The organism is Pantanalinema rosaneae CENA516 (genome assembly GCF_050753385.1).
Lineage (GTDB): Bacteria > Cyanobacteriota > Cyanobacteriia > Leptolyngbyales > Leptolyngbyaceae > Pantanalinema > Pantanalinema rosaneae.
This window is the reverse complement of the sequence record NZ_JBLZFZ010000002.1, coordinates 206,543-233,242: the sequence shown is the minus strand read 5'-3', so window position 1 is coordinate 233,242 and position 26,700 is coordinate 206,543. Positions and strand designations below refer to the sequence as shown.

Genomic DNA, 26,700 nt, shown 5'->3' with positions numbered 1-26,700 from the left:
AAGAAGTAAAATGACAGGTCAAATGTACGATGTGGTAATCATTGGCGGTGGGGTTGCAGGAGCGGCACTGCTGTATTCCCTGGCAAAGTTTACCGACTTAAAACAGATTGCGCTGGTAGAAAAATATGCTGGTGTGGCAACAGTGAATTCTAAAGCCACCAACAATAGTCAAACGATTCACTGCGGCGATATCGAAACCAATTACAGTCTGGAAAAGGCAATTAAGGTGCGACGATCGGCACAAATGATTGTCCGGTATGCTACCGAACTGCCTCCAGACATTCGCGATCGCATTATTTACCGTTTCCCCAAAATGGTGTTAGGGGTTGGCACAGAGGAATGTGAGTTTTTGCAGCAGCGCTATACGCAATTCCAACCGCATTTTTCGGGTATGCAACTGCTAGAAAAAGCGGAGATTGCAGAGATTGAGCCTCAGGTCGTGAAGCTGGCAGATGGCAGCGATCGTCCCGAAGAGATCACAGCCATTGCCATCCAGGGAGAATATACAGCGGTCAATTACGGCTTACTGGCACAGTCATTTGTGGAGCAGGCCCAGAGCGTTACCAGCAAAACCGTTGATCTAAAACTGGGACATCCGGTGCAGGCGATCGAGCCTGAGGGATCACACTATCGAGTCATTACCCCTGAAGGGACGTTGACCGCTCGGTTTGTGGTTGTTTCTGCCGGAGGTCATAGCCTCCTATTTGCTCACCGGATGGGGATTGGGCTGGAATACTCTTGCTTACCGATCGCTGGGAATTTCTACTACACGCCGCAAGTCTTAAATGGCAAAGTTTACACAGTGCAGAATGATAAGCTGCCATTTGCGGCCATTCATGGCGACCCGGATGTCTTAGTCCCCGGCAAAACCCGATTTGGGCCCACTGCCCTACCGTTACCTCTGTTAGAACGCAACAACTGGCAAACGTTAGTAGACTATTTGCAGGTGCTCCGGCTCGATCGTCCGGTGGTAGAGGTGATGTGGGATTTATTTAAAGTCCGGGATATTCGGGACTATATCTTCAAAAATATGGCATTTGAAATGCCGTTAATCAATCGCCGTCTGTTTCTGCACGATGCTCGCAAAATTGTGCCATCGTTGCAATTAGAGGATCTAGAATTTGCTCAGGGGGTCGGTGGTGTTCGACCACAGTTGATCGATCGCACCCAACGCCGATTAATCCTCGGTCAGGCAGAGATCGATCCGGGCGGTGGCATTCGGTTCAACATTACCCCATCTCCCGGAGCCACCACCTGTTTGGGCAATGCGGAACAGGATATCTTACGCATTCAAGCGCATTTAGGTTGTGAATTCGATCGCCGCTGGTTTAGCTCGGAATCAGCCGTGACATCGTGCTCATAAGAAGCCGAACCTCAAAGTCCCCCAAAATTGGGGGACTCAGGGGATGTGTTCTTTAGTTAATTCGTTTGCCGCCGCCGCCATTCATCCTGTTGGCGGAATTGTTCCCGTTGTCGCTCTTGTTGCTGTCGCCACTCGTTCTGTTGGCGGAATTGTTCTCGTTGTTGATCTTGCTGTCGTCGCCACTCGTCCTGTTGACGGCGAAATTGTTCCTGGTATTGCTGTTGCTGTCGTCGCCACTCGTCCTGTTGTTGGTTAAATTGCTCCTGCCGTTGTTGCTGTTGGCGTTGCCAGCTATTTTGCTGTTGTCGCCATTGTTCCTGTCTAAATTGCTCTCGCTGTTGCTCCTGTTGTTGCCGTAATAGTTCTTGCCGCTGAGCATCCCATCGTTGCTGAATCTCGGTGGGTACAGTATTAGGATCTTCGATCGGTTGCTGAGGAGCCGCTTGCACCGCAGTCAGTAGATTGCCAACGACGATCGCCACCCCCAGGCAAAATTGCCCCAACGGCATCACCAATAACCGATTTAACATAATCGCAGCTCCTGTACTCCAGGCTCCTTCAGCCTAGCATTTCACTTATTTTTTGTGACGAAATCCAGATTTTTTATCAATTAAAGATTAAACTTTTCTTTTGATCTGAATGGATGGTTTAACAGTCATACTGTCAGTAGCAAACAGTAACTTTGACTGACACCAAACTCCGTTTCCAACATCCTCTAACGCTCTGAAATTGGGGATTAGGGGGCGAAAACTGCTGTAATCCATCATTCACCTTAATCCAGAGAGGTAAATCCCATGAGAACAGATCTCGATCCGGAAGTGAGACAGGAGTTGCGGCAGGGATTAGGCTGGACGCTAGCCTTAGGAATTTTGCTGGCGGTGCTAGGAGCCGTGGCGATCGTCTCTCCCTTAATCACTACAATCACCCTGACTCTATTTTTTGGTTGGTTGTTCATCGCTGGCGGGATCTTCAAAGCCGTCTATGCCTTTCAGGTACATGGGGTCGGCTCTAAAATCTGGCGCTTGGTACTAGCGGCACTCTATGTTGGAGCAGGCATTCTAATGCTGACCTATCCGCTCAAAGGGGCATTTACCCTCACAGTGGTGCTGGCGATCACGATCTTGATCGAAAGTATTTTGGAAGTGATCATGGCATTTCAGGTACGACCGGCTCCCAACTGGGGATGGATGCTCATCAGTGGAGTCTTAGGGGTTATCCTCAGCATTCTGATTTGGAATCAGCTACCGTCTAGCGCCCTGTGGGTGATTGGGCTATTAGTTGGCATCAATTTACTCATGAGCGGGTTATGGATCACAATGTTCTCGCTCTCTGCCCGTCGAGCTTTACGAGCCAATTAACCCAGACTACTAAACTGAGGTGAGCTTGTAGCCGATCATGGCGTGTGTTGTCGGATGACAAGTTAGGTTAAACTCCAGTCTGATCACACTTTTTCTGCCCTGTGATCAGGCTGAAGCTATTTCAGAGTTCGTTCTGCCGTAGTTATCAGGTTACTCAGCCATCACCTTTTGTCTTAGCACTACATGATGTATCTGATTAGTACATTAAACGAATCGATCGGGATCGAAGAAAGTCTGAAACAGTTCTTGCTGGTGATTTCAGCCGCTCTGGGGGTCGCCACCCTCTCCCAGGTTGTTCCCTGGCTGCGGCGATTTCCCTATACGCTGATGCTGGTAATTACCGGCATGGGGTTAGCGTTACTAAATGTTCGCTTCTTTACCCCATCCCCCGAACTGATTCTGTGGATTTTCTTACCGCCCTTACTATTTGAAGCATCCTGGAACTTAAATTGGCAGGACTTAAAGCGAGATTTGCCGCCGATTTCGCTGTATGTCACTTTGGGCGTAGGGATCACGATCGCGGGGATCGCCTTACCCTTACACTGGTGGGCAGGTATTGGATTACCCGTTGCCCTCCTGATTGGAGCCTGTCTGGCCGCCACCGATCCCGTTTCTGTAAGTGCTCTGCTGCGAGAACTGGGTGCCCCTCCCCGGTTGAAGGCACTGGTGGAGGGAGAAAGCATGTTTAACGATGGAACGGCGGTCGTCGCATTCAGCCTGGTGCTGGGCATTGCCATGGGCACCGATAGTTTTGATCCCCAGCAGTTGGTCGTGCGCTTTTTGACGGTGGTCGGGGTCGGTTTGTTTGTCGGTCTGTTGTTCGGTTTCGGCATTTCCTATTTAACCGAACGGTTCGATCTGCCCTTAGTCGAGCAATCGCTGACTCTGGTTTCCGCCTATTCTGCCTATCTGATTGCCGAAAGTCTGGGAGGGTCGGGCGTGATCGGCACTGTCACCACAGGGTTAATTTTAGGCAATTTTGGCTCGCGGATTGGCATGAATCCCCGTACCCGGATTGCCGTCAGCGAGTTTTGGGAATTTGTCGCGTTTTTTGTGAACTCAATTCTGTTCCTGTTAATCGGGGATCAACTGCACTTACACAGTGGCTGGGAGGAGTTCGATCTGTTTGCGATCGTGGTCGGGGCGGTTTTACTGACTCGCCTCGTCGTCATCTACGGGCTCACCTTTATCAATAATTGGTTAACTCAATCCGACATTGATTTACCTACTCAAACGATGTTGTGGTGGAGTGGATTACGCGGGGGTGTCGCCCTAGCCCTGGCATTGAGCGTCCCGGAAGACCTTCCCCAACGGAATGAGTTACTGATCGCGGTCTTCAGTGTGGTCTTTTTTACCACTTTGGTACAGGGGGCGACGGCAAAACCGTTATTAGAAACTCTGAAATTGATTGAATCGAGCCCGTTACAGGATCGGTATTTGGAGATCATTTCTCGCCAAGCCGCGTTAAGTCGAGTATTGAGTTATTTACAACAACCCAGTTCTAATGTTGGGGTGGAACCCGTTGTGCATCAAACCCAGATCAGTGAAGTCCAGAATCTGTTAGCCGAGTTGCAATCTGAAAGCGATCAATTGTGCCAAAAAGATCCTGGATTATTGGGGGTTGGGGCACAGCAACTACGGCAAGACCTGTTTGCGATCGAGGCAGAAACCTATGTCGAATTTATGCGATCGGGGCGGTTAAACCATGAATTACCGTGTTTACTCGATCCAATTCATCACGAGGAGGCGTAACATCCTGTGACCACGCGCAGTGGTTGCGACTAAACCCACCAGGGCTGGGCTCCCGTCCGAGGATCGATCGCTGTCCAGGGTGAGAGCCAAATGCTGTGATCAATTACCGCCACCTGCACGAGCTTGAGCGGTAGGGGAGCCGGACCTCGGATTACAGTGCCATCAGGGGCATAAAGCGAACCGTGACAGGGGCATTGGAACTGCTGATCGATCGGGTTCCAGGGAAAGGTGCAACCCAGGTGGGTGCAATTATCCACAATCCCCATCGGGTCTAACGTCTGGTCGGCATTAACGGTCAGGTAGGTAGGTTCACCGGCTAACCCTGCTACCAACGCCCGAGTTCCGGGTGGTTCTGCCAGAATTTGCGCGGCGGGAATTGGGTTGCCTAAAATGTCTTTTGCTAAAATGGCACCCCCAGTTCCCGTCGTTTCAGCCGATGGAATTAAGGCTTTTCCAACCGCGTAAAGTGCTGACCCTGCGGTAGTCGCTACAGCGGCTCCGGTGAGAAAATTCAAAAGTTGCCGCCGGGAAAGAGACGGGCTATCGATCGAAAAATTACTGTCCATATTGATTTCCTGCTAAATGAAAGCATCCCTTGCCAGCTATTGATTCGTCTGACTGGTGCGAATACCCAGCAGTTGATAAAGCCCACAAAAACCGATGAGCGCCGTGGTCAGGAGGACACCCCCGATCGCCAGCGCCCCTATTCCCAGGGCAGATCCACGGTAGAGGAATAGCCCCAGGTACAACAATACAGAGGCTAACAGTAAGCGGACTAGGCGATCGAGCAAACCGACATTTGTTCTCATAGCGGTAATCTCCAAAAATCAAACAGGTTGCAATGTTCTCAGGGCCGTCATGCCAATATCATGCCCAGCCATTGCGATCGGGTGTTATCTCCAGTCTTAATATAACTAAATAGTTATACAATTGCAAAGTAATTTAATTGGACATTGTGAATGACACTATAATCTGTCGCCCTGGGAGGCTGTCACCCTTACCCGATCGTTGCCGATTCAGACATCCTGCTTCAACGACAGACCATGAAATCGCTATGTTACAAAATCTTAATAAACCTAAGAAACCACCCTATCTCGAAGTCATATCGAGTATGATTTAAACAGGCGCTGATCATAATTTAGATATATTGCGCCAGATCGGCAACCCATCGATACTGTCTAATGGGGCAACCCAACCGACGACCAGTTGATTGCCTGAACATCTAGGAGATGACCATCATGCAAACTATGCCCATCAATATCGGAATTGAGGAAAAGGAACGCCAAGAAATTGCTCAGGGTCTTTCCAAACTTCTGGCAGACACCTACACCCTGTATTTGAAAACCCATAACTTCCACTGGAATGTTACAGGTCCTATGTTTCAGACATTACATTTAATGTTTGAACAGCAATACAATGAATTGGCGTTAGCTGTAGATCTGATCGCAGAACGCATTAGAGCCTTAGGGTTTCCGGCACCAGGAACCTATAAAGAATTTGCCAATCTCTCTTCCATTAGTGAAGAAGATGGCGTTCCCAGTGCTGAGGATATGATCCGTAAGCTCGTAGAAGGTCAGGAAGCGGTAGTTCGGACGGCTCGATCGATCTTTCCGGCAGTAGAACGCTCCCAGGATGAACCCACGGCTGACCTACTTACCCAACGGATGCAGGTACATGAGAAGACCGCCTGGATGCTGAGAAGCTTGTTGGCGTAGTCGTGTACTAACCTAGTAAAAACAGCAGCAGTCTTCCAGGCGGAGGCTGCTGTTTTGTTTAGATTTCGTTGAAGATAATTAAATGATTTTTCTAATTCACCGTTAATCTCTGACTAAAATTTTTATTCATTAAATCATTGATTTTCTGGTACACAAACTGAACACTTGTACTGAATTAATTGAGTGAAAGCTGATTGTCGTAACTAATTTAAAAGCGCGGAAATTTTAGGCGATCGCAGTGTTGCCCTCAAGTCTAAGTCAGCCAGAAATCGAACTGGCTGAGTGACATTGCCATTTAATGGTGTATGAAAGGTTCCGTGAATTCGATAACTTCATGTTCTCCTCATAGAGTTGTACAAATTTAAAGAAATCATTTATTCCTTGGTAACTTTCGCTGGATTAATGGGCAGACTATTACAAGAGAAATCTACAGGGTTGTTTCAAATTATGAGTACCATGAAACCCAAAACCCCTGAGTAGAAAGAGTTTTCAAATTATTTCTACTTAGGAAAAAATTGGATCTACCGATTCGAGTTAACGGTGTATCTACAATAGCTACTAAGAAATCCCCCTCTATGTGCCCAATTAGAGTGAAATCAATTGATCATTCTTCCATCTGAATCAACTCAAACTTTCTGGAACTTATCAGTTGTAATTTCGTCTCCTAATTCAGGCTATCTGTAGCGCCTCTACCCCCGATTACTTGTCCGCATTGGACAGAACACTCTTTCAGCCCCCCTAATTTGACTACGGTTCACTTCCCTGAGAAGCGTTCCAGTCATCCATCTGCTCAGGCAAACATCCCGTTTGATGCAGTCATTTGTGCTGGCATCAAATCTGTTGTGCCCTGACCAAAATTCGATCGTCGTTCTATCCATTCACCCAACTTACAAGGAGTTTCTCATGGCAGATCCCAACACTACGCTGAATGGCACTGTAGATTTTGGCGCTGGCTCTACCAGTGTCAGCACTAGCACTGTCGTTGCCGCGTCTGGAAAAATCGTCGTTGGAGGCTATGTCACCCTCAGTGGCAGTACAACGAGCGACTTTACCTTAGTGCGGTATAACGTCGATCGCAGCATTGATACGACCTTTGGGATTGGTGGCAAGATTGTAGCTGACTTCGGTGGCGATGACAAAGGCTATAGCGTCGCCGTTGATGCCCAGGGCAGAATTTTTATTGCGGGTTCCACGATCGCCGGTGGCAAAACCTCCTTTGCCTTAATGTGCTATAAAGCTGACGGCACACTGGATACCACCTTTGGAGCAGGGGGCAAGTTAATCACTGATTTCAATAGCAGTGACGATAACAAAGGGTACAGTCTCCAGATCGATGCCAGTGGCAGACTCCTGATTGCTGGTAGCGCCTTAATTAGTGGCAAACGCGATGTTGCCGTGGTGCGGTATACCGCTACGGGGATACTCGACACCAGTTTTGGTTCGGGTGGCAAAGTCACGACCGATTGTGGGGGTGATGATGACGAAGCTAAGAGCATCACGATCGATAGCAGTGGCAGAATTGTTGTCGCTGGCACTGCCGTAATCAACGGTAAACGGGATTTCACCGTGATTCGCTATACCGCCGATGGTTCACTCGACACCAGCTTTGGCGTGGGCGGTAAGGTGACAACGGATTGCGGCGGCGATGACGATGAGGGTAAGAGCCTCAAGATTGATGTCAGTGGTAACATCCTGGTGGCTGGAACGGCGGTAATCAACGGGCAACGCGACTTTACGATCGTTCGTTACAAAGCTGATGGTAGTCTGGATACCAGCTTTGGTACAGGCGGTAAGGTGACGATCGACTGTGGCGGCGATGATGATGCCCGCACCATGACGATCGATAGTAGTGGCAAAATCTTGATTGGTGGATCGCTCAAGATTAACGGTAGCACCGATTCTGTGATTATCCGCCTGAATGCCAACGGTAGCCTCGACACCAGCTTTGGCGTGAATGGCAAGTTAATCAAAGATTACGGTGGCAACGACGAGATTAACAGTATTACGCTTGATGCCAGTGGTCAGTTGGTGTTGGCAGGGGTGACGTACAACACGGGGAATGGGGGGTTGCCCTTTGTCAACTACCAGAGCTATCAGGTCGCCGGAACAGTACGTCGCTCCACTGGTTATGATTTCAATAACGATGGTAATTCCGATCTGTTTAGCTACAACTCCAAATCGGGTGTGCTGAAAATCTGGTTGATGGATGGCAATCAGGTGGGAGACGCGATCGAGGTACGTGGTCCGAAGGGCAAGAAATGGCAGGTCTGCGGCGCAGGCGACTTCAATGGCGATGGCAAAACGGATCTGCTCTGGCACGATCGCAAGAGCGGTAAAGCAGAAGTATGGTTGATGGATGGCAGTAACAAGGTTGGCACGATCAAGCTACCGAAACTCAAGGGCAAATGGACGATCGGTGGCGTGGCTGATTTCAACCAGGATGGGACAGCCGATGTAATTTGCCATGATAGTAAGAGTGGTAAAACGCAGATCTTGCAAATGAACGGTGCCGGAGTTGCCGCAAGAATTACTCTGCCGAAGATGAAAGGCAAATGGACGATCGCTGGATTAGCGGATTTCAATCAAGATGGCAAAGCCGATGTGCTATGGCGCGATCAAAAGTCTGGCAAAACTCAAGTTTGGATTCTGGATGGTGGTCGGTATAGTAGCCGGATTGAGTTGCCCAAACTCTCTGCCAACTGGGAGTTCAAAGGAGTCACTGATCTGGATGGAGATGGCAACGTAGACATTGTTTGTCAGGACAAACGGACAGGCGCGACCCAGGTTTGGTTCTTAGACGGTGGACGGATCTCCCTACAGGCGGGAGTGGTCGGCGTGAATCAAGCGAATTGCAAAATTCAAGGCGTAGGTGATTTTGATGGCGATGGCAAAGGCGAAATCGTCTGGCAGAATCAGGTTTCTGGGGCAACTGGATTTTGGTCGCTCAAGAGTGTCACCGAAGTTGGACTGGGTGGACAGGCTTCCAGATGGCAGGAAACCAGAATCTCGGCATCGGGGAGCTACCAGTTTGCCGCAACCTCGCAAGGGTTAGGGGTGTTCTAATCTCTGACAGCCCACAGGATTGAGTGGGGCAGGTCACGCGCCTGTTCCACTCGATCGCATTGCCATAACCTGACTTTGGATTAGCCATTCGATGTTCTACAGGATTCACAAGCTAACCAGTGAGGACTAATAATTAACGCTTCTTCCATAGCATTCCGCAAGTTCTCTGTTGAGCCAACATGGTAATAATGCTGGTAGGTGACACAGGGATAATCAGAAAAATGTTGACTCAAATGGGGATTTTCTCGATACTTGTTGCTTTTCCACATTGAGTAAGCAAAGCCACAGGGCAATTGTTTCACTGCCTCTGCCAATTCATCGGCATCTGCCTCGCCCCACTGATTGAAGTAGTCTGTATGCCGACCAATATAAGGCGGATCAAGGTAAACAAAATCATCACGTGTCACACTGGCTAAGGTGGTTCGCCAATCCTGCACCACAAACTGCCAATCCTGACCCTGCAAGAGTTGAGCCGCCCAGGCAACCTGATTACAGATTTTAGTAATGTACGCCGATCGAAAGCGACTCAGCTTTTTACAAAAGGGCACGTTAAATTTGCCCCTGGCATTAAACCGAATTACCCCATTAAAGGCTGCCCGATTGAGAAAAATAAAGTCAAAGGGATTACCAGACTGGTTGAACCGTTCCCGCACCTGGTAATAGTAGGCTTCCCCCTGGGACGCTAGCTTCTCCCCTTCTACCTCCAGAAAACTCCTGAGGGAACTGGCAGATATCACACCGGACTGAATCGCTTGATAGACCGCGATAATATGTTTATTGGTATCGGCAACATAGGCACGATCGGGCTGGATATTTAACAGAACAGCCCCCGACCCCAAAAATGGCTCAATCCACCGTCCTTTGCCGTCCCAGTTAATATGGGTAAGCATCAAGGGTAGCAGTTTGGTTTTGATCCCTTGCGTTTTAATTGGTGGCGCTTTGATGTGTTGGCAATATCGAGGCAGAGGCAGCATACCAGGGATGACGATCGAGGTTCACGGTGCCTCTGCATGATAGTGCCATTTTCCCAATTGTTTCTCGGCTAACCCAGAACATTTGCACTAAAATACTCACAACTGTCTGAGTAAGTTTTAAGATGGCGACCTCCACTCTCCCCCGTTCCAGTGCTGCTAAAGGCAGTTCCAGTCGATCGCAAGGCAAGCCACTGCTGATTATTGAAGCCCCTGGCAAGCTGGCAAAATTGCGGCATATTTTGGGAGACACCTATCAAATTCAAGCCAGTGGGGGGCATATTCGAGAATTAGCGCATGATGGGGAGGCTCAATTAGGATTCGATTTGGTGGGCGATCGCATTCATTGCCGTTGGGAACCCCGAGGAACGCGAGGTAAAAAGGCGATCGCGGAATTACGAGCCGCTGCGAAGTCTGCTCCAACAGTGATTCTGGCAACCGACGAAGATCGGGAGGGCGAAACCATTGGCTGGCATATTGCCCAGGCGTTGGGATTAACCAATATTCAGCGCATTACCTACCGAGAAATTACTCCAGCGGCGGTCAGAGCCGCGATCGCTAAACCGCGTTCAATTGATTTGAATTTAGTTCATGCCGGGATTTGCCGTTCCGTTCTGGATAAGCTGGTCGGGTATCGGGGTAGCCCCCTGGTCTGGGCATTACACAATGGCGCGAAATCGATCGGGCGGGTACAATCCGCAACGTTGCATTTGGTGGTCGAACGGGAGTTACAAATTCGCGACTTCCAACCTCAGGACTACTGGAGTTGCTATGTCGATTATCAGGAAGGATTTCGTGCCTTTTATCATCGAGGGCATAGCCAGAATGCTACAGCAACCGAAGGCATCGAGGATGCTACCGATCCCAGCGAAAAACAGGCACCAGAATCCGATCGGGTACTCAGTCAAGCCGAAGCCGATCGCCTGATCCAGATTGCCCAACAATTTCCGCATCGCGTCATCAGCAGTGAAGGCAAAATCGTTTATCGCCAGCCGCCTGCACCCTTTACAACCTCTACCCTGCAACAAGCCGCTGGTTCCCGGCTGAAATTTCCTCCCGAAAAGACGATGCAACTGGCGCAGGGGCTATATGAGAAAGGGATCATTACCTATCACCGTTCTGACAGCGTTTATTTGAATCCTGAGTTTGTGCAATCGGTACGCCAGTGGTTAGCCGATCGCGATCCTGACAATCTCCCTGCCCAGATCAGGCAGCATCAACGCCGCAAAACTGCCCAGGAAGCCCACGAAGCCATTCGCCCTACGGATGTTTACCGTTCATCGGAATCCCTCAAAGCAGAACTGGATGCCGATGCCTTTGCCCTGTATGTGATGATTTGGAAGCGTACCGTCGCCTCTCTCTGCCAACCTGCCCGTGTCCGCCAAACCCGAATTATTACCCAATCCGGTGAGGTGCAATGGCAAGCCAAAGGGCAAGTAGTGGAGTTTGCCGGATTTGCTAAGTATTGGCGATCGATCGGGGCGGATACCGAACTGCCGATCGTGCAACCGGGGCAATCCCTTACTGTAAAACAGGCTGCCCATGAGCAGAAACAAACCCAACCACCGCCCCGCTACAGCGAAGCCCAATTGGTTGCCGTCATGGAACGGAAAGGGATTGGTCGTCCATCCACCTATGCCCCCACCATCCAGACCTTGAAGCAACGGGATTATGTCAGTGTGGTCAAGGGCAAACTGCAAGCGACTGAGGTGGGTGAACAGGTCGATCGCTTTCTGGTGCAAGCCTTACCGAAGCTGGTTGATATTGGGTTTACCGCCGAAATGGAGTCCTGCTTAGACCAAATTGCTCAGGGGAAGTTGAACTGGGAACAATGGCTCACGGCCTGGAACCGAGATTATTTCGCCCCTGCCCTGGAGCAAGCCAAACACCTGATTCCCCATCATCTCAGGGTGTCGCCAGCCCAACAGACCGCCAAAGCAAGTGATACCCCGTGTCCCCAATGCCAACAGAGGATGGTACAAGCGCCATCCAAAAAAGTGAAGAAAGGCTACTTTCTCAAGTGCCAGAGTTGTACCACAGTCCTGTTTTGGAACGATCGCAGTGCGACCTGGGAAGCCCCCCGTCCCCTAACCGAGAAGGCTCCCACTCAATTAACCGAATATCCCTGTCCGATCTGCCAGATGCCCCTGGAGGAATATAGCTATCAGAAAGATGGGCAAGCAAAAGTCATGCTCCGGTGCTCAGATGCTAAAGCCCGACAGCAAAAACCCCATGAAGGAGCAGTTTACTTCCAAACCGCCAATGGCTTTTGGAGTCCCCGCTTTGGCGAGCTATCCAGTGAGGCATCCAGTCAACACCCTATTGCTAAAACCCAGCGATCGACCTCTAAAAAGTCCTCTGGCAAGTCTAAAGCTCGGCGGCGCTGATGGGGAGACTAGCTCCCTCATTAGTTAAGGAGACAAGGTAAACGGGAATTTGACGTTGGCGATCGGCATGGCTTCCGAGGGCAGGGCGGGAGCAGGTTCCGCCGCAAAGGTAGCAATCACTGGATTATGGTCGCTTAACTCTTCCCATACTGGAGATGCCAATATTTCACATTTATCCAAATAGCGATACCAGGCCGCCGGGACAAACACCCCATCACAGTGATAAGGAATGGTCGTATCGCGTTGCCAGCGTAGGGTTTGGGGGAGATGCCGATTGGGATGCACCGCCTGCCAACAACTGATTAAGCCAAATTGCTTCCGTAGCCGTTCTAACAACCACAAGTCCTGATCTTGATGTTTTTCACTGGGATGACGTACCCCAATCGTCAGGTTAAAGTCACCGCCAATGATTAAATCACTGCCATCCGATAGGCGAGCAATTTGATCGAGAATCTGATTTACGGATGGCTTATAGGGAGCCGGAGCCTGAATACTAAAGATTTGCAGTTTCCGCCCCGCATTGGCTGACCAAGCAAACCCGTCCACTTCCACACCAACGACATAGCCTTCAAACCCCGGCACCACGATCGGGGTGATTTGTCCCGATCGCACAAAGATGGCACTGCCCCAGGCTTGACCGTCTACCGGTTGCCACTGCACTTGATTCCCATACATCTGCCAAAACTGAGCCGTCATATAGTGATCGGGGGCACAGCTTTCCTGCACTAGAAAAATATCTGGGTTGACCACTTCAAATAAGTGTGACCAGTGAACATATTGCTTGGCTGTACCGCCAGACTGAAGATTATAAGTCGCAATTTTCATTCGTTAATTCTATTCAGCGTGAAGTTCCCGCCCGTCTTACCATCGGATGTTCAATTAACATCGGCCCCTCTGGAATAAAGCGGGGTGGATAGTTTGTTTTCTTATTCCTGCCGCGCAAGGTTCCGATCGGGATCGGTGTTGTGAGTGGCTCCAGTTGTTGCAATTCCCAAAACACGGCCCAAACCGGACTATCGCTGAGCGTAGAGGCTGGACGAAAAATCGCTTTACCGGGATAACGTCCCCGCCGCGACCCCACATAACCAATGTAGATGCCTCGCCAAGTCACCTCTGGGTTCAGTGGCTGCTCTGCTTTAGACTGGGAGGCATAGATAAATACATCGATCGCTTTACCCGTCCGCAACTGTTCTGCCTCACCAAATAGCTCAAAATCCATACTCCCAAACGCTACCTTTGGCAATTGACCGGGTGACAGTTCATCAGAGTCTAACTGTATGGCGATCGCTTCTAACCCTGAAATTAAATGCACTTCTGGAACTGGTGCCAGCATGGCAAAGGCATGGGTTTTGTTCATGAATTCACCTCTATGGAACTTGCGATATTGAGTTTGGCACAAGTCTGCACCTTGAATAATCATGCCCACACTTTGATCATCATGGACAACCCATTTAGAGGTTCGGCTCAACAACACTGATGCAGGTGATCAAGCTTGAGAATGAGTTGATTAACTCTATAGCAACAGGAATTTGCACCAATATTAAGAGGTCGTAAATCCCTGTGTCGGTGTACGATCGCGGGAGAGTGCATCCTGTTATACAACCGATAATTTTAGCAATTCTATCTCAAGGGGGGTGAATTTAACTTAAAAAGTTGAGACAACAAAGACTTGCATCAGTAATATCTACCGCTAGGAGAATCTGATGAAAGTGCAGCGTACCATCCAGCTCCTGCTGTCAAGTCTCAATTCAGCTTTTCTAGTGATGTTAGGCGTGATCAGTGCAAAACCAGCATCCACGATGGAACTAGTACCACAGTCTTTTCAGCCATCGGTTGCCGCCGCGTTCTGTTGGGATGCTCCGATCGCATCAGCGACGGAAGGTAGCCAAAATTGCCCGGAGCATCAACCCCTGTTAAACAGCGATCACCTGTTGTTTGCCCCCCTGACTACCCAAACTCAATCCTATCCGCTCATGACCCAGGCTTTGCTGCTGAACCAGTTTAATAGCACCCAGGATCACAATAATTCATTGAACCGGCTATCGACGATCGCAGATTGGTTAGCCAGTTCTTCAAAAACCGCCCTCACTAGCTCGTCAGGTCCTCGTCGGAGTAGCGGGTACGTTATGTCTGCCAGCTCTAAATCAGCCTCCTATGCCGCCGCCCGCGATCGGCAATTCCCCTTATTCAGCATCATCGGGATTTCATTCAGTATTTTAGGGTTGCGGTATATCCTCCAATGCCTGGTGGATGACTAATACAAGCCCTTAACACCCAGCACTCAACACCGTTGACTACTAGGAAGCCTGATAGTCGATCGCAGGCGATCCAGCCAAGGGTGGATGAGCCATTCTGGCAGCTTGAATCTCGGAAAAAGCCGCTTCACCTAGAAAGCGATGGGCGGTTGTCGTGGGATGAATGCCATCCCAGAATAAAAACTGCTCTGGTTGACCGCAGGAGCGGGAATTCGTTAAACACGCATTTATGACATTCGTAAAGCCAAAGGCATCTGGATCGGTGATTGCCTCGCGATAGAGAGTATTAGCATCCAGGGTCACAATTTGGATATCACGATATTGCTGATGCAGTTGCTTTAACGATCGACGCAAACCCTGATTGTGAGCCTGAGTTAGCTGACTGAGGCGATCGGAGTTAGCGCTAGTGCGAATAGCAGGTAGTTGTCCCAAGTCAGGTAAATTAGCCACCAGGAATCTTTTGGCTCCTTTAGCCATCAGAACTTCCATTGCCCGAGTAATATTTGCTACGGGAACCGTTGCCTGACTCACTCCTTGTAAATAGTCATTCGCACCTGCCCAGATAATGGTCAAAGCCTGAGGTTCAATCTGCACCTGTGTAGGTAAAATTGATTGCACTTGGGTTAATAAACCAGGGGCAAGACTACTTTCAGATGAACCATTACTGAAGTGCGGAGCAGATTCAGCCGTAGTAGCCCCTCCATAGGCAAAATTATTGAGTTGCTTAGAGGAAATCTGGAGGCGATCGGCAAGATATTCTACCCAAACTCGACCATTGGAGTAGCGCCCCTGAAAGTAAGGCGGATTCGGCGGATAGAGTCCCCCTGTTGCCCGAAATACAGTACCCGTATCGGATAAGCTATCCCCAAACACATACAGGGCATCAATGGTAGGAGAACTCTGAATTGAATTAACCAGAACAACCATAATCAGGGTGATAAGAGCGAGTCCTGCCGCTAAAATAAATCGGTTCACAGATCGGTTCACGGACAGTAGTTGGCGACAAACTCTTCTACCCTATCAAGCAAATCCTGGTGTGTGGGGTAATTTTCCAAAAATCTTACTAGAGACGAATGGCACTGACTTACAGCCATTGGTTAAAACAGAATCCCAGTCAACAAGGCTCTCCCGCACAACCGATCTTAAAGATTAACTACGCCTGAGGGCTGTCGGAGTTATCTCTCGTGGCAGTGGTTGCTCTAACCTGAAATCAGTTAACCTGTTAAGTATAAATACTTATCAAAGAGGTAGACTGCGTGAATTCTCCCTGGCAGAACCCTCTCCCCTCCGAGGAGTACATCACTCGGCAAGTCGTGATCTACTTCTATATAGGCAGATGGGTTCCAATTATGTTTCACTCTTTTGCTGCCGCGATCGAGCTATATCACCGGGCACAAGCATCGGGACAAAATTTGTATATTTTTCCGCCTAACACCCTTCCTAACGAATTTGAACAATTACATCAATCCTTGCGACACCCGTTCAAAAAGGAGAATGAACTGGCTCGCCCTCAAGCAACTCTATACGCCAAAGCGAGCTAGGGCTGTGCTTTAAATTTAAATAGTTTGATCAAATCAATGTCTTAACAACAAATTAAAGACTTAATTCAGTCCTTTATAGACGCGGCGATCGAGATTCGACATCGTGAAATGAACGGGAATAAATGGAATGACGCGCCCGTTTTGCAGTTGAAGCGCGTTGCGCCAACAATTGTTCAACTTGTTGAATCAGGTTGCTAGAATCTACTTGCTTACTTAATACAGCATCGGCTGCCGGACAAATTTCGGCGGCTTGTTGCAAAATATCCTCAGTGAAATAGCTAGAAATTAAGACTAATACAGGAGGTTGGGATAACCGCTGCTTCACTCGGTCAATGACACCGGGACCGTCAATCTCAATCTCATACCGGCGGGGCGGCAACGAGAAATCAACCAGGGCTAAATCAAATTGCTCTGCTTGGCGCAGAAAGGTATGAGGGTCAGTAAAAGTAGACACTTCATATCCCTGTTGCTGCAACCGGAGGGCAGCGACAAAACTCCAAGATTCATTGTCATCCACAATCGCAAGACGATACATAATCAGGGGGCATCACAACTAATGATCCTCTTTGTCTCTTATAGTGAATCAATTTAACAAAAGGAACCGTCTTAGGGGGGAGTATTTTTGGGGTTAGACTACTACCGGGATTAAAGCCGAACTATGCTACTTTAAATCCTGAGAGCTAAAGGGGGGCGTGTGCTTACACCACAACAAATCGTCGAGTTACGAGACTTAATTGCAGAAAGCAAACGATTGTTAGCACAAGGTGACAAACAAGGTGCTGAGGTGATTCAACAACGGATTGAAGCCCTCAAAGCAGCATGGCGACAAGTTGGAACCTGAGGTGGGTCTAAAAGATCTGACTTTTTCCTGACTTTCTGCTGACAGCAGATTGGCAACCGGAGGTTAAGGTAGGTAGATGCAGCGATCGCGTCTAGCTATACGCCGATCAGGAATGCGTCACTGATTAGCCCTCTCCTCCATTTTCATAAGGAGCCGACTTTGAGTTCACTGTTGCAAACTGCACTAATTGAATGGATGCCCCTCCCAGAAGATCAAGACAGACTTGTTTCTATCTATCGCACGAGTCATAGCATTGAGATGCATCCCGGTTGTGAAAAACACCCAACTGCTCGGTTAATTTCTACTCACCGATCGTATGCCGATGCCTATGAGTTTGCTGAATTGTTGGCGCAGGAAACAGGATTACCTATTCGTGATTTAGCCAACGATCAACCGCTTTAAGTGTCAGTGATCGTTGACGCGATCGCTCGTCATAGTTGCCAAAGCTCCGCCATCCCTCTCCCGACGATTGCTGTCAAAGAGGGATGGCAAGTAAATCTGAGTCGGTCAATTAAGCTACCGGGGCTAATTCTGCCTTAACGGCGGCATACGCCCAGTCTAACCAGGGCAATAACGCTTTAATATCACTGGTTTCTACCGTTGCACCACCCCAAATCCGTAATCCTGGAGGAGCCGCCCGATAGGCAGCAATATCATACGCCACCTGCTCCTGCTCTAGCCGTTTTGCCAATTTCTTAGCACATTTGGCTTGATCCTCCGCACTGAGATTGGTAAACCAGGGATCAATAATCTTAAGGCAAATCGATGTACAAGAACGGGTTTCAGGCGTTTCTGCCAGAAAATCTGCCCAATCACTCGTCGTCACCCAGGCGGCGATCGCAGCGAGATTCGCTTCACTCCGCTGAATTAAGCCAGTTAAGCCGCCTATACTTTCTGCCCAGGTCAAACTATCCAAAGCATCTTCGACACATAACATGGATGGCGTGTTGATGGTATCGCCTTTAAAGATGCCTTCAATCAGCTTGCCTTTTTGGGCTAAGCGGAACAGTTTTGGCAACGGCCAGGTGGGTTGGTAGGTTTCCAGACGTTCTACTGCCCGGGGCGACAGCACAACCACCCCATGTTGAGCTTCTCCGCCTAACACCTTTTGCCAGGAGTAGGTGACAACATCCAACTTATCCCAGGGGATCTCCATGGCAAACACTGCCGAAGTGGCATCACAAATGGTTAACCCCTGCCGATCGGCGGGAATCCAGTCGCCATTGGGCACACGGACTCCAGAGGTGGTGCCATTCCACAAAAACACCACATCCTTGCTGAAATCTACCTGGCTCAAATCCGGTAAGCTACCGTACCCAGCTTTCAGCAACCGCACATCGGGCAACTGCAACTCATCCGTGACATCTTTGACCCATTCTTGACCAAAGCTTTCCCATGCCAGGATATCAACGGGACGCTGACCTAACAGTGACCATAACGCCATTTCCACGGCTCCCGTGTCAGAGGCAGGCACAATCCCCAATCGGTAGTCAGCGGGAACACCGAGGATCTGTTTAGACCGTTCGATCACATCCGCTAATTTGGCTTTGCCCGCTTCCGATCGATGCGATCGTCCCACACAGGCATTTTGCAACTGAGAAACAGACCAGCCCGGACGTTTAGCACAGGGCCCAGAGGAGAAATAGGGAGTGTTCGGCTTAGTTTGTGGAGGAGTAGGCATCTCTTGCATGGTGTTCATGGAAAAGCTGCAATAACGGCAGCCAAGTCGGGGTAGATATATTAAGCATAGACACCCTAGCATTTGGCAAGACCCGAAACAAGCCTGTCCTGAGATTTGCCAACGGCAACAGTAAATTTAAGTAACTGAATATCAGATTTGGTTCGCTCAGGATTGCAGATTGCTGAAAGTGTAATTTTGCCTAGGGGCGGATTTCGCTGACAGATATATAGTTAAAATCTGACGCACCGCCGTAAAATTTTAATCTTGAGAAAAAATTATTTACGGCAGCATTCAGATTATGCTGGGATATTAGCGACAAGAATGTAACACGAATAGGTAATGCGATCAATTCCCAGCTTGCAACAGCAGTTAGTTCAGTTAGAAGCCAAATTAGCGGCGCTGCAAGATCAGGGCGATTACTTAGTGGGCGTGCGGATTGAACGGACTCCGGCAGGCGGATCGGCTTCGATTGCCGCTAAAGCTAGCTGTCGCTATGCCCGATTACGCGCTGGACGCGGGAAGTTGTTACCGAATGGCAAGAAAAGTCTGTATATTCCAATTGAAAAGATTCCTTATTATCAAGCAGCCTGCGATCGGGGCAAGCAAGTCCAGCAATTAGAACGCCAAATTCACCAGATTAAAACTCAGATTGGGCGGTTAGAACAGACTCAATATCGGTCTTGGAGTGGTCAGCCCCGCAAACGGCGATCGTTGCCCCAAGCCGTCGAATTCCCAACAACCTCAACTAATCTTGATCATTTAGAGATTGATCTGCCAACTCCCAGTCGTCCTCCGGCGGCAATCCTGGTGCTGTATCGGCAATCAACGCTCGCCCCAGTTCATGCGGTTGCCGCTGAAATTTGGCAGGGCAACGAGAGAATTGTCCAGATTCCCGCCGTTCATTGTTTAGGGATGCGAGCGGATAAAGTAACGGACTATATTAAACAACTACTGCAATCCCTCCAGCAACAATTTGGCATCAGTCGGTTTGAAGATGTGGTCAAAGAAGTGCCCGTCCATCAATGTCCGATTGCCAACTGTCCCTTGCGGGGATGAGTCCCCACCCCATTAACCAGGTTGCCACCGGAAAGCTTATGCCAGAGCATTCAACCGATTCGGAGTTTTACTCAGCGATTCAACGGGCGATCGCCGTCCCCGCCACAGCTAATCTGCGACACCTGTTGCACCAGTTTGAATCTGTGCTGGCACAGTCACCAGAAACCGCCTGGTTGGCGATCGCTGGGAATCTACTGGCACTGTTAACCGATGTGTTAGCGGCTCGGGCACATTACTTGTTGGAGGAATGGGAGGAGAAATATCATCCGGTTGAAGGTGAACCCATTTTGACCACAGAGATGCTCCAGCCGTTTCTGCGCCAGACCATGACGCTGAATCTGGAAGGGATGGTAGACCAGTCGGGTGGGAGTCAATCTACACGCCCCATTGACTCCGTGATTGGCTCAGTTGATAAAACCAATTTGCTGGAATTTCTCGATCGATTAGAACATGAACAAACAAAACAACAGGCGCTGGCGGTTGCCCATGATGAAGATGTTTCTGCCTGGATTCAGGCGATCGCTCAGGGGATACCCGGCGATCGCGCCTCAGAAATATCACTATTAGAATTACAGCGATCGCTGCAAATGCCGTTAGTGGAAGTGTGGTTGGCGTTACTCTTAGGGGGCTATCACGTCGAGCAACGCGGTGACTTTTACCAACGAGATAGCATTTGGATACAACCGACCTGCCCTGCCCTGGTCTCTTAACTACAATTGACTGAGGGAATCCGGAGCAACTTCAACCCCCGATTCCTGACGATCGCTGGCAGGTGTGATCAAATCCTCGAAACTGGCAATCGTTACGCCAATATGTTCTCCAGCTTGCTGCAATGCCGTTTCAAAGGAGAGGGTGTCGCTGCCATAGCCGCACCGATCGGCCGCAACTTTAATGCCTTTGGAGCCGTTGGCTCGGGCACAGTCAATCAATTCCGATCCGGTTAAAGGGGTAGTTGCTGCCATAATTACTCCGATTAATAATGAGTCGATTAAATGGTTTTCAGTAGAAATTGGTGTGATTTGATTCTAAAGAGCACGATCACGGGTTGCCCTCTACCTTCAGCATTGAGCCGACTCTGTCTCAAGTTGCAAGTTGGCGATCGCTGATTGCTTGGTTCACCGGAACTTCCAGCAGCCGAAAGGGAGGTTGTGTTGGAAAATGCTGGGCTAGGAGCGGCATGGCGACGTTATAAATCGGAATTTCCTGGCTGGTACGTCCCTCCAGTTGTCCGTGGTGCGCGTGACCATGAACCGCCAGAGTCACCGCAAACCGATTTAATGGATCCTCTAACCGACTGGAACCCAGAAAGGGCAGAATCTCACAGGGTTCTCCGGCGACCGTTGCCTCGATCGGGGAGTAATGCAGCACCGCGATCCGTTGGGAGGTTTGCAATTTCGCCAATGCCGATTCTAATTTCAGGGCTTCTTCTACCGCCTCATGCACAAACTGTTTAATCAGTGGCTCTCCCCATGCTTGCAACATCCGGGAACCAAAGCCACCCGCAAATCCTTTGACTCCAGCAAATCCAATTCCGGCAATCTCACAGGCTTCTCCATCCAATACTTTGACACCAGCATCGGTCAAAATCCGTTGTACCATATCCGGCTGACCAGCCTCATAGTCATGATTGCCAAACACAGCTACTACAGGAATCGTCGCCGCCGCCAACTCATTCACCAACACATCTGCTTCTTCAGCCAGCCCATAGTCCGTTAAATCGCCACATAATAACAGCACATCTGCGGTCTGACTCGCCTGCATAAATAGTGGTTGCAACATGCCCTGTGAAGTTTTTGTACAGTGAATGTCACCGACAGCAGCAATCCGAATCACATCCTTAGTGGTTGACATTCTGCCTCTCTCCCCAATATGTCATCAATGCTTCCGAAACTCCTGTTCACAATTTTGAGTCGGATGGCTTGATCAGATCATGACCAATGAATGGGTTGTCTCCCTGTCTCATTAGGTGCATTTCCAATGCCACTGTCACTCCCGGAGATTCGCTCTTGGGAATGAGGCATTGTCGATCGCGATCGCCCATGATGAAAGGCTATTAAAGCACTGATTAAACATTGCTCCGCTGCAAATTAGATTTATGCAAGACCTTTCCCCTAAACTTGACGATCATTTAACCTGTGATTTTTACTGCCAGGCTCTCAAAGTTTTGCACCAGGCAGGCATTCCGTTTTTAATTGGTGGCACCCATGCGTTTGTGCGGTATACCGGAATTCAACGCGGCACGAAGGATTTAGACCTATTTGCCCGTCCGGCAGATGTACCTGAAATCCTGGCAGTATTTGCGGCAGCAGGCTACAACACAGAACTGGTTGTCTCCCACTGGTTAGCCAAAACTCATTACCAAAATGATTTTATTGATATTATCTTTAACTCGGCGCATGGTCGATTACCGGTCAGTGATGTTTGGTTTGACCATGCCATTGAGGAACAAATGTTTGGCATTCCCGTCAAAATTTGTGCACCAGAAGAAATTATCTGGTCAAAAGCTTATGTGATGGCCCGCGATCGCTATGATGGGGCAGACATTGCTCATTTAATTCTCACCTATGGCGATCGGCTCGACTGGCAACGCTTAGTGACTCAATTTGGTGAACACTGGCGGGTCTTATTCAGCCATCTGGTTTTGTTCGGCTTAATTTATCCGGGGCAGCGATCGCGGATTCCTACCTGGGTAATGCAGCAACTAGGGCAGCAACTGGCTCAGGAGAGTCAGCAGGGCAACCGGGATGAAAAACTCTGTCAGGGCACATTGCTTGCTCCCCTGCAATATCACATTGACATTGCAGAATGGGGATACGAAGATGCCCGCTTAGCTCCCAGAGGTAACCTCACAGCCGCCGATGTGGGGGAATGGGTTGACCATCTTCAGCAGGAACAGGGAATCGTTTCTAGCCCTATCCCTACCTGATCTCGCCGCCACAGCGACCCAGAGTTCCCAGGTACGAGATTGCTGTTCTTGCCGATGCCAATCTCAATGACAACCGACCGCATCAAATTTGGGTAATGCTTTTTCAGTAGCAATGCCATCAATGATGCAAAAAATCGTGCATGATTGAATTAGAAGCATAGAATCAAAATAGATCTTGCTATTTCTACTTGAGAACCCAATCATGACAACCAAGCCTAGAGGATCACGCGGAACTACAGTCAAACAGGCAGCGATCGACGATGCCCAATCGGCTTTGCAAGGATTGCCAGAAAAACCAAAAGAGAAGCTCTCCCTAAAGGAAGCAGTGGAAAAATTGAAAGCTCCATTGCAAGCGGCTCTGGCAAAAGGATATTCTTACCAAGAGTTGGCAATGATGTTAAAGGAGAATGACATCGTCATTAGTGCGGCTACCTTAAAAAACTATGTCCCGGTGGGCAAACGGGCAGCCAAGAGTCAATCAACGGCAACCAAACCCCGCAGAGGCACTAAAAAGGCGGAAGCGCAGGATGATGATGACGCGATCGAGGAACAATTGAATCAAGCTGCCCATGAGATTTCGACCTCGACTGACACCAACAATGGGGCAACAGCGGCAACGACTCCTACACGACGGGGAAGAAGCAGCAGTAAAGCCGAAGCACCAGCCAAAAAAGGTCGGGGCAAAACCGCCGCCACTGAGGAAGAGGCAGAAACTAAACCGACTCGACGGCGGAGCAGTGCAACCAAAGGTTCTACTAGACGGACATCAACTCGGTAACGTTTAGAGTTTCAGAGATAGATTTTGGCGATCGTTCGATTGGCAAAACGTCCTGAACAGAGCAAAAGAGGGAGGGTGAGATCTGTTTGAGTGAAAACACTTCTCACCACTCATTCAAAGTAGCCGATTTAAAGATGGGAGATGCGATCGTACTTCTCCCAAGGGCTGATCAAGTTTCTAACCTAAAACAGAGAAAATTACCCCGATCGCTTCGCTAAGGTAGTTACAAAAGTTAACTGGCGTAGTTTCTCTGTTATGGTGCCTAATTTATTAGCAGCAACGAATCACTATTGGCGACAATTGAATCAACTGGATACCGCCTATCGTCGAGGCGAAGTTTCGTTAGAAGAAGTCGATGCCAAAGTTGAAGAATTAATCGCCGAGCTAGGTCGAGAGCGCCGCGCGACGCTCCGTTATTTTTGGTATGGGATGCAGCAACTCTGGAACCAGCAAAAGGAACTCATACTGGGAACCAGCTTACTCCTAACTTTGACGTATATCTGGTTAGCAATATTAGGAATTTAAGTCGTTCGGTAAATTACATATCAACTTTAATGCCCAGCTTCTGCTTTACTCTCGCATAGACGCAAACGTAGAGTTCAGGAGCATTGGCATCGTGAAGGGTTTCAAGGCGTATGTTGCCAGCCTCATAGATCCAGAATTTATTCCGTCCGGAATTAAAACAGCGATGCTAGTCGGTTCCTTGCTGTTTGTGATTAATCACGGTCCAGCTCTCTATCGCCGCCAAATGACCCAGGAGCGCTGGATTTCTGTGATCCTGACCTATGTAATGCCCTATTTAGTCAATGTCTATGGTCAATACAGCTATCGAAGACGATTGACAAATGGTGCGCCTTCGCTCATTAATGTTTATCCTCCATCCTGTTCAACTCAACTTCAGCCGACCTTACCTCGATCGGACATGCCAACCGTGAAGGGGCAACAGCCGTAGTTACCCAACTTCACTGCACCACTGATCAAGCTCAAGCAGTTATCTCAAGCCAGTAATTTCTCGTAGAATGCGATCGTTTTGTCGCACTGTTAAGGTACTGGTCGATGGGCTGCTGCCGTCGGTAATCGCGCTGGCTAAGGTATAGCTGTATTCACCGTTGCGCCAGATGGTGGCACAGGTGCCATTCCGGCAGGTGACCGTACCGCCCGTCAAATCAATACAGGCTTGCTGACGATTACAACCGCGATAGCTCAAATTTCCAGTGTTATTGACCCCAGACCAGGAATTGCGATTACCGATCGTCACCATCCATTCGTCATTTTGTAAAACGATCGTATCGGCATCCAGTTCCCGTCCCGCTTGATCGATCGGGGTAATTCGGACAACTACCTGGGCTTGGCGGGTTTTGCCACAGGGTTCGGCACTGGGACAATCACTAACATTGCGAATGCCATAAATCAGACGCACTCGTTTTTGTAAATACTGGTCTGGCTGTTCACACAGTTCAAAAATGCTGCCAGCCTGCCGTTGCTTCCCGGTTTCATCGGTAAAGGTGATGTAACACATCAAATCACCCGACTGGATTTGTTGAATTATCCCTACTTCCGGTTCTAGATCAGACAACGGTTCTGATTTTGAGATGGCAGGAGTCGTAGGAGATGGGGTTACAGCACTGGGGGCAGGAGTGGACGATCGTGCATCTGGGGCGGAAGAACTTACTGGTGCAGGCGATGCCGTAGGTTGGGCTGTGGTGGTCGAATTATTGCTACAACCGATGACACTGATAGCGCCAATCAGCAAGACGATCGCGGGAATGACAGGTTTCATGGGGCAAGTGTCCTGAAAAACATCTGAGAGCGCGTTGTTCAATCACCCTTCCAAGTAGAGTGATGGTGGGGAATTTAATCCACTGCTACAGGCATCAGTTCAGCTAGTGGCAATTCCCGAAACCTGCTTACCCAAGTTAAGCGAACCGCAGATGGACTCAGGCATAAACTTCTGGATTGACACAATCAGGTAATCGTTCTCCCTTTAGCCCAGCGATCAGATTGGCGATCGCCATTGATGCCATCTTTTGCCGGGTCTGGACACTGGCACTACCGATATGCGGCGTAATGATCAGATTTTCTAACTGAAGCAGAGGGCTAGTCATGGGAATTGGTTCAGGATCGGTAACATCGATCGCGGCGGCGGCAATTTGGTGATTTTTTAGCGCTCGATAGAGTGCATCCGGATCAACAATGGAGCCTCGCGCTGTATTAATCAAAATTGCTGTAGATTGCATTTGCTCAAATTGGCGATCGCTGAATAAATGATGCGTTTCGGTAGACAACGGGGTGTGAATGGTAACGAAGTCCGAGGTGGCTAGTAGGCGATCGAAGTCCACAAATTCGGCTCCCAATGCTTGCTCTAGCAAGGGATTACTGCGATGCCGTCCGGTATAAAGAATCTGCATCTCAAACCCTCGGGCACGACGAGCAACCGCCTGACCAATCCGCCCTAACCCGACAATTCCCAGTGTCGAGCCAGCCAGATCCGCCCCCAAGAGTAGGTTCGGTTCCCAGGTTTGCCACTGTCCAGAACGGGTAAAGCGATCGCCTGCCACGACTCGGCGAGCGGCTGCCATCAGCAATGCCCAGGTTAAATCAGCAGTGGCATTCGTCAACACACCGGGAGTATGTCCGACCGGAATCCTTCTGGCGGTAGCGGCAGCAATATCAATATTGTCGTAGCCCACTGCCATTTGACTGATCACTTGCAGCGATCGTCCGGCGGCAATTAAGTCTTGATCAATGCGATCGGTCAACAAGCAAAGTAAGCCATCGATCTGGGAAATTTTCTGCTGCAAAACCTCATAGGGCGGAGGCTGGCGATCGGGCCACACCTCAACGGTTGCCAGTGCTTCTAAAGCCGACAGATCGGTGCCAAGCTGGCGGGTAATGAATAGATGAGTCATAACGATTCTGAGAATGGGATGGACACCAAAACTATGAACATCGTGGTTCGCCCCATCTCATCGAAATTTTTGTCAGTGTCAGAGTTAAATAGATAGAAGGGTGA

General features: G+C 49.3%; 29 protein-coding genes. 16 read left to right on the top strand and 13 right to left on the bottom strand.

Features of this window, described 5'->3' with window-relative positions:
- Positions 1-10 precede the first annotated feature (10 nt).
- Entirely contained in the window at positions 11-1,363 is a 1,353-nt protein-coding gene (locus ACN4EK_RS02030; RefSeq protein ID WP_431655713.1) for an FAD-dependent oxidoreductase, read from the top strand.
- Positions 1,364-1,419: 56 nt separating this feature from the next.
- Here ACN4EK_RS02030 and ACN4EK_RS02025 read toward each other — a convergent pair whose 3' ends face one another.
- On the bottom strand, positions 1,420-1,893 hold the full coding sequence (locus ACN4EK_RS02025) for a hypothetical protein (RefSeq protein WP_431655712.1): 474 nt from the start codon (positions 1,891-1,893) through the stop codon (positions 1,420-1,422).
- A 264-nt stretch (positions 1,894-2,157) separates the two neighbouring features.
- On the opposite strand from ACN4EK_RS02025, the gene ACN4EK_RS02020 reads away from it, so the two are divergent.
- Together ACN4EK_RS02020 and ACN4EK_RS02015 are read left to right on the top strand one after the other, a co-directional pair.
- Entirely contained in the window at positions 2,158-2,721 is a 564-nt protein-coding gene (locus tag ACN4EK_RS02020; protein ID WP_431655711.1) for an HdeD family acid-resistance protein, read from the top strand.
- A 183-nt stretch (positions 2,722-2,904) separates the two neighbouring features.
- On the top strand, positions 2,905-4,473 hold the full coding sequence (locus ACN4EK_RS02015) for a cation:proton antiporter (protein WP_431655709.1): 1,569 nt from the start codon (positions 2,905-2,907) through the stop codon (positions 4,471-4,473).
- A gap of 29 nt (positions 4,474-4,502) precedes the next feature.
- Here ACN4EK_RS02015 and petC read toward each other — a convergent pair whose 3' ends face one another.
- Together petC and ACN4EK_RS02005 are read right to left on the bottom strand one after the other, a co-directional pair.
- Positions 4,503-5,039: a cytochrome b6-f complex iron-sulfur subunit gene (gene petC, locus ACN4EK_RS02010; protein WP_431655708.1), complete on the bottom strand. Its 537-nt coding sequence runs from the start codon at positions 5,037-5,039 to the stop codon at positions 4,503-4,505.
- Positions 5,040-5,075: 36 nt separating this feature from the next.
- Positions 5,076-5,282 (bottom strand): YgaP family membrane protein, encoded by a 207-nt coding sequence (locus ACN4EK_RS02005; protein WP_431655707.1) that lies wholly within the window; start codon positions 5,280-5,282, stop codon positions 5,076-5,078.
- Between the two features lie 429 nt (positions 5,283-5,711).
- On the opposite strand from ACN4EK_RS02005, the gene ACN4EK_RS02000 reads away from it, so the two are divergent.
- Together ACN4EK_RS02000 and ACN4EK_RS01995 are read left to right on the top strand one after the other, a co-directional pair.
- On the top strand, positions 5,712-6,188 hold the full coding sequence (locus ACN4EK_RS02000; protein ID WP_431655705.1) for a Dps family protein: 477 nt from the start codon (positions 5,712-5,714) through the stop codon (positions 6,186-6,188).
- Positions 6,189-7,091: 903 nt separating this feature from the next.
- Positions 7,092-9,251 carry an FG-GAP-like repeat-containing protein gene (locus tag ACN4EK_RS01995; RefSeq protein ID WP_431655703.1) on the top strand — a complete coding sequence of 720 codons (2,160 nt, stop codon included), beginning with the start codon at positions 7,092-7,094 and terminating at the stop codon, positions 9,249-9,251.
- An 80-nt stretch (positions 9,252-9,331) separates the two neighbouring features.
- Here the strand turns inward: ACN4EK_RS01995 and ACN4EK_RS01990 are convergent, their stop codons facing one another.
- The gene (locus tag ACN4EK_RS01990; protein WP_431655701.1) at positions 9,332-10,225 is read right to left on the bottom strand and encodes a DNA adenine methylase; all 894 of its coding nucleotides are present in this window, start codon (positions 10,223-10,225) and stop codon (positions 9,332-9,334) included.
- A 122-nt stretch (positions 10,226-10,347) separates the two neighbouring features.
- On the opposite strand from ACN4EK_RS01990, the gene topA reads away from it, so the two are divergent.
- Positions 10,348-12,609 carry a type I DNA topoisomerase gene (gene topA / locus ACN4EK_RS01985; RefSeq protein WP_431655700.1) on the top strand — a complete coding sequence of 754 codons (2,262 nt, stop codon included), beginning with the start codon at positions 10,348-10,350 and terminating at the stop codon, positions 12,607-12,609.
- 24 nt (positions 12,610-12,633) lie between these two features.
- Here the strand turns inward: topA and ACN4EK_RS01980 are convergent, their stop codons facing one another.
- Entirely contained in the window at positions 12,634-13,434 is an 801-nt protein-coding gene (locus ACN4EK_RS01980; protein ID WP_431655699.1) for an endonuclease/exonuclease/phosphatase family protein, read from the bottom strand.
- 13 nt (positions 13,435-13,447) lie between these two features.
- Positions 13,448-13,966 carry a hypothetical protein gene (locus ACN4EK_RS01975; protein ID WP_431655697.1) on the bottom strand — a complete coding sequence of 173 codons (519 nt, stop codon included), beginning with the start codon at positions 13,964-13,966 and terminating at the stop codon, positions 13,448-13,450.
- Between the two features lie 346 nt (positions 13,967-14,312).
- On the opposite strand from ACN4EK_RS01975, the gene ACN4EK_RS01970 reads away from it, so the two are divergent.
- Positions 14,313-14,867 carry a hypothetical protein gene (locus ACN4EK_RS01970; protein WP_431655696.1) on the top strand — a complete coding sequence of 185 codons (555 nt, stop codon included), beginning with the start codon at positions 14,313-14,315 and terminating at the stop codon, positions 14,865-14,867.
- Positions 14,868-14,906: 39 nt separating this feature from the next.
- Here the strand turns inward: ACN4EK_RS01970 and ACN4EK_RS01965 are convergent, their stop codons facing one another.
- Positions 14,907-15,839 (bottom strand): SGNH/GDSL hydrolase family protein, encoded by a 933-nt coding sequence (locus tag ACN4EK_RS01965; protein WP_431655694.1) that lies wholly within the window; start codon positions 15,837-15,839, stop codon positions 14,907-14,909.
- Between the two features lie 374 nt (positions 15,840-16,213).
- Here ACN4EK_RS01965 and ACN4EK_RS01960 point away from each other — a divergent pair, with 374 nt between their 5' ends.
- A complete protein-coding gene (locus ACN4EK_RS01960; RefSeq protein ID WP_431655693.1) occupies positions 16,214-16,405 on the top strand; it encodes a hypothetical protein in 192 nt (63 codons plus the stop codon).
- A 73-nt stretch (positions 16,406-16,478) separates the two neighbouring features.
- On the opposite strand, the gene ACN4EK_RS01955 is transcribed toward ACN4EK_RS01960, so the two are convergent.
- Complete coding sequence (locus ACN4EK_RS01955; RefSeq protein WP_431655692.1) at positions 16,479-16,940, bottom strand: response regulator; 462 nt, start codon at positions 16,938-16,940, stop codon at positions 16,479-16,481.
- 159 nt (positions 16,941-17,099) lie between these two features.
- Here ACN4EK_RS01955 and ACN4EK_RS01950 point away from each other — a divergent pair, with 159 nt between their 5' ends.
- Together ACN4EK_RS01950 and ACN4EK_RS01945 are read left to right on the top strand one after the other, a co-directional pair.
- Entirely contained in the window at positions 17,100-17,246 is a 147-nt protein-coding gene (locus ACN4EK_RS01950; protein WP_431655691.1) for a hypothetical protein, read from the top strand.
- A gap of 159 nt (positions 17,247-17,405) precedes the next feature.
- A complete protein-coding gene (locus tag ACN4EK_RS01945) occupies positions 17,406-17,648 on the top strand; it encodes a hypothetical protein (protein ID WP_431655690.1) in 243 nt (80 codons plus the stop codon).
- A gap of 109 nt (positions 17,649-17,757) precedes the next feature.
- On the opposite strand, the gene ACN4EK_RS01940 is transcribed toward ACN4EK_RS01945, so the two are convergent.
- The gene (locus ACN4EK_RS01940; protein ID WP_431655689.1) at positions 17,758-18,945 is read right to left on the bottom strand and encodes a phosphoserine transaminase; all 1,188 of its coding nucleotides are present in this window, start codon (positions 18,943-18,945) and stop codon (positions 17,758-17,760) included.
- A gap of 321 nt (positions 18,946-19,266) precedes the next feature.
- Between ACN4EK_RS01940 and ACN4EK_RS01935 the strand changes: the two genes are divergently transcribed.
- Entirely contained in the window at positions 19,267-19,983 is a 717-nt protein-coding gene (locus ACN4EK_RS01935; protein WP_431655688.1) for a hypothetical protein, read from the top strand.
- Positions 19,984-20,021: 38 nt separating this feature from the next.
- Entirely contained in the window at positions 20,022-20,693 is a 672-nt protein-coding gene (locus ACN4EK_RS01930; protein WP_431655687.1) for a hypothetical protein, read from the top strand.
- Here the strand turns inward: ACN4EK_RS01930 and ACN4EK_RS01925 are convergent, their stop codons facing one another.
- Both ACN4EK_RS01925 and ACN4EK_RS01920 read right to left on the bottom strand, forming a co-directional pair.
- Entirely contained in the window at positions 20,694-20,945 is a 252-nt protein-coding gene (locus ACN4EK_RS01925) for a hypothetical protein (protein WP_431655685.1), read from the bottom strand.
- 118 nt (positions 20,946-21,063) lie between these two features.
- Positions 21,064-21,834, bottom strand: coding sequence for a metallophosphoesterase family protein (locus ACN4EK_RS01920; RefSeq protein WP_431655684.1), 771 nt, complete (start codon positions 21,832-21,834; stop codon positions 21,064-21,066).
- A 244-nt stretch (positions 21,835-22,078) separates the two neighbouring features.
- Between ACN4EK_RS01920 and ACN4EK_RS01915 the strand changes: the two genes are divergently transcribed.
- The 4 genes from ACN4EK_RS01915 to nrtS all read left to right on the top strand — a co-directional run bounded on the left by ACN4EK_RS01915 (position 22,079) and on the right by nrtS (position 24,639).
- The gene (locus ACN4EK_RS01915; RefSeq protein WP_431655683.1) at positions 22,079-22,909 is read left to right on the top strand and encodes a nucleotidyltransferase family protein; all 831 of its coding nucleotides are present in this window, start codon (positions 22,079-22,081) and stop codon (positions 22,907-22,909) included.
- Positions 22,910-23,111: 202 nt separating this feature from the next.
- Positions 23,112-23,687, top strand: coding sequence for a hypothetical protein (locus ACN4EK_RS01910; protein WP_431655682.1), 576 nt, complete (start codon positions 23,112-23,114; stop codon positions 23,685-23,687).
- A gap of 255 nt (positions 23,688-23,942) precedes the next feature.
- Positions 23,943-24,212, top strand: a complete 270-nt coding sequence (locus tag ACN4EK_RS01905; protein ID WP_431655681.1) for a hypothetical protein — start codon at positions 23,943-23,945, stop codon at positions 24,210-24,212.
- Between the two features lie 91 nt (positions 24,213-24,303).
- Positions 24,304-24,639, top strand: coding sequence for a nitrate/nitrite transporter NrtS (gene nrtS / locus ACN4EK_RS01900; protein ID WP_431655680.1), 336 nt, complete (start codon positions 24,304-24,306; stop codon positions 24,637-24,639).
- Between the two features lie 39 nt (positions 24,640-24,678).
- Here the strand turns inward: nrtS and ACN4EK_RS01895 are convergent, their stop codons facing one another.
- Positions 24,679-25,467: a hypothetical protein gene (locus ACN4EK_RS01895; RefSeq protein WP_431655679.1), complete on the bottom strand. Its 789-nt coding sequence runs from the start codon at positions 25,465-25,467 to the stop codon at positions 24,679-24,681.
- Positions 25,468-25,624: 157 nt separating this feature from the next.
- Positions 25,625-26,596, bottom strand: a complete 972-nt coding sequence (locus ACN4EK_RS01890; RefSeq protein ID WP_431655678.1) for a 2-hydroxyacid dehydrogenase — start codon at positions 26,594-26,596, stop codon at positions 25,625-25,627.
- Positions 26,597-26,700 lie beyond the last annotated feature (104 nt).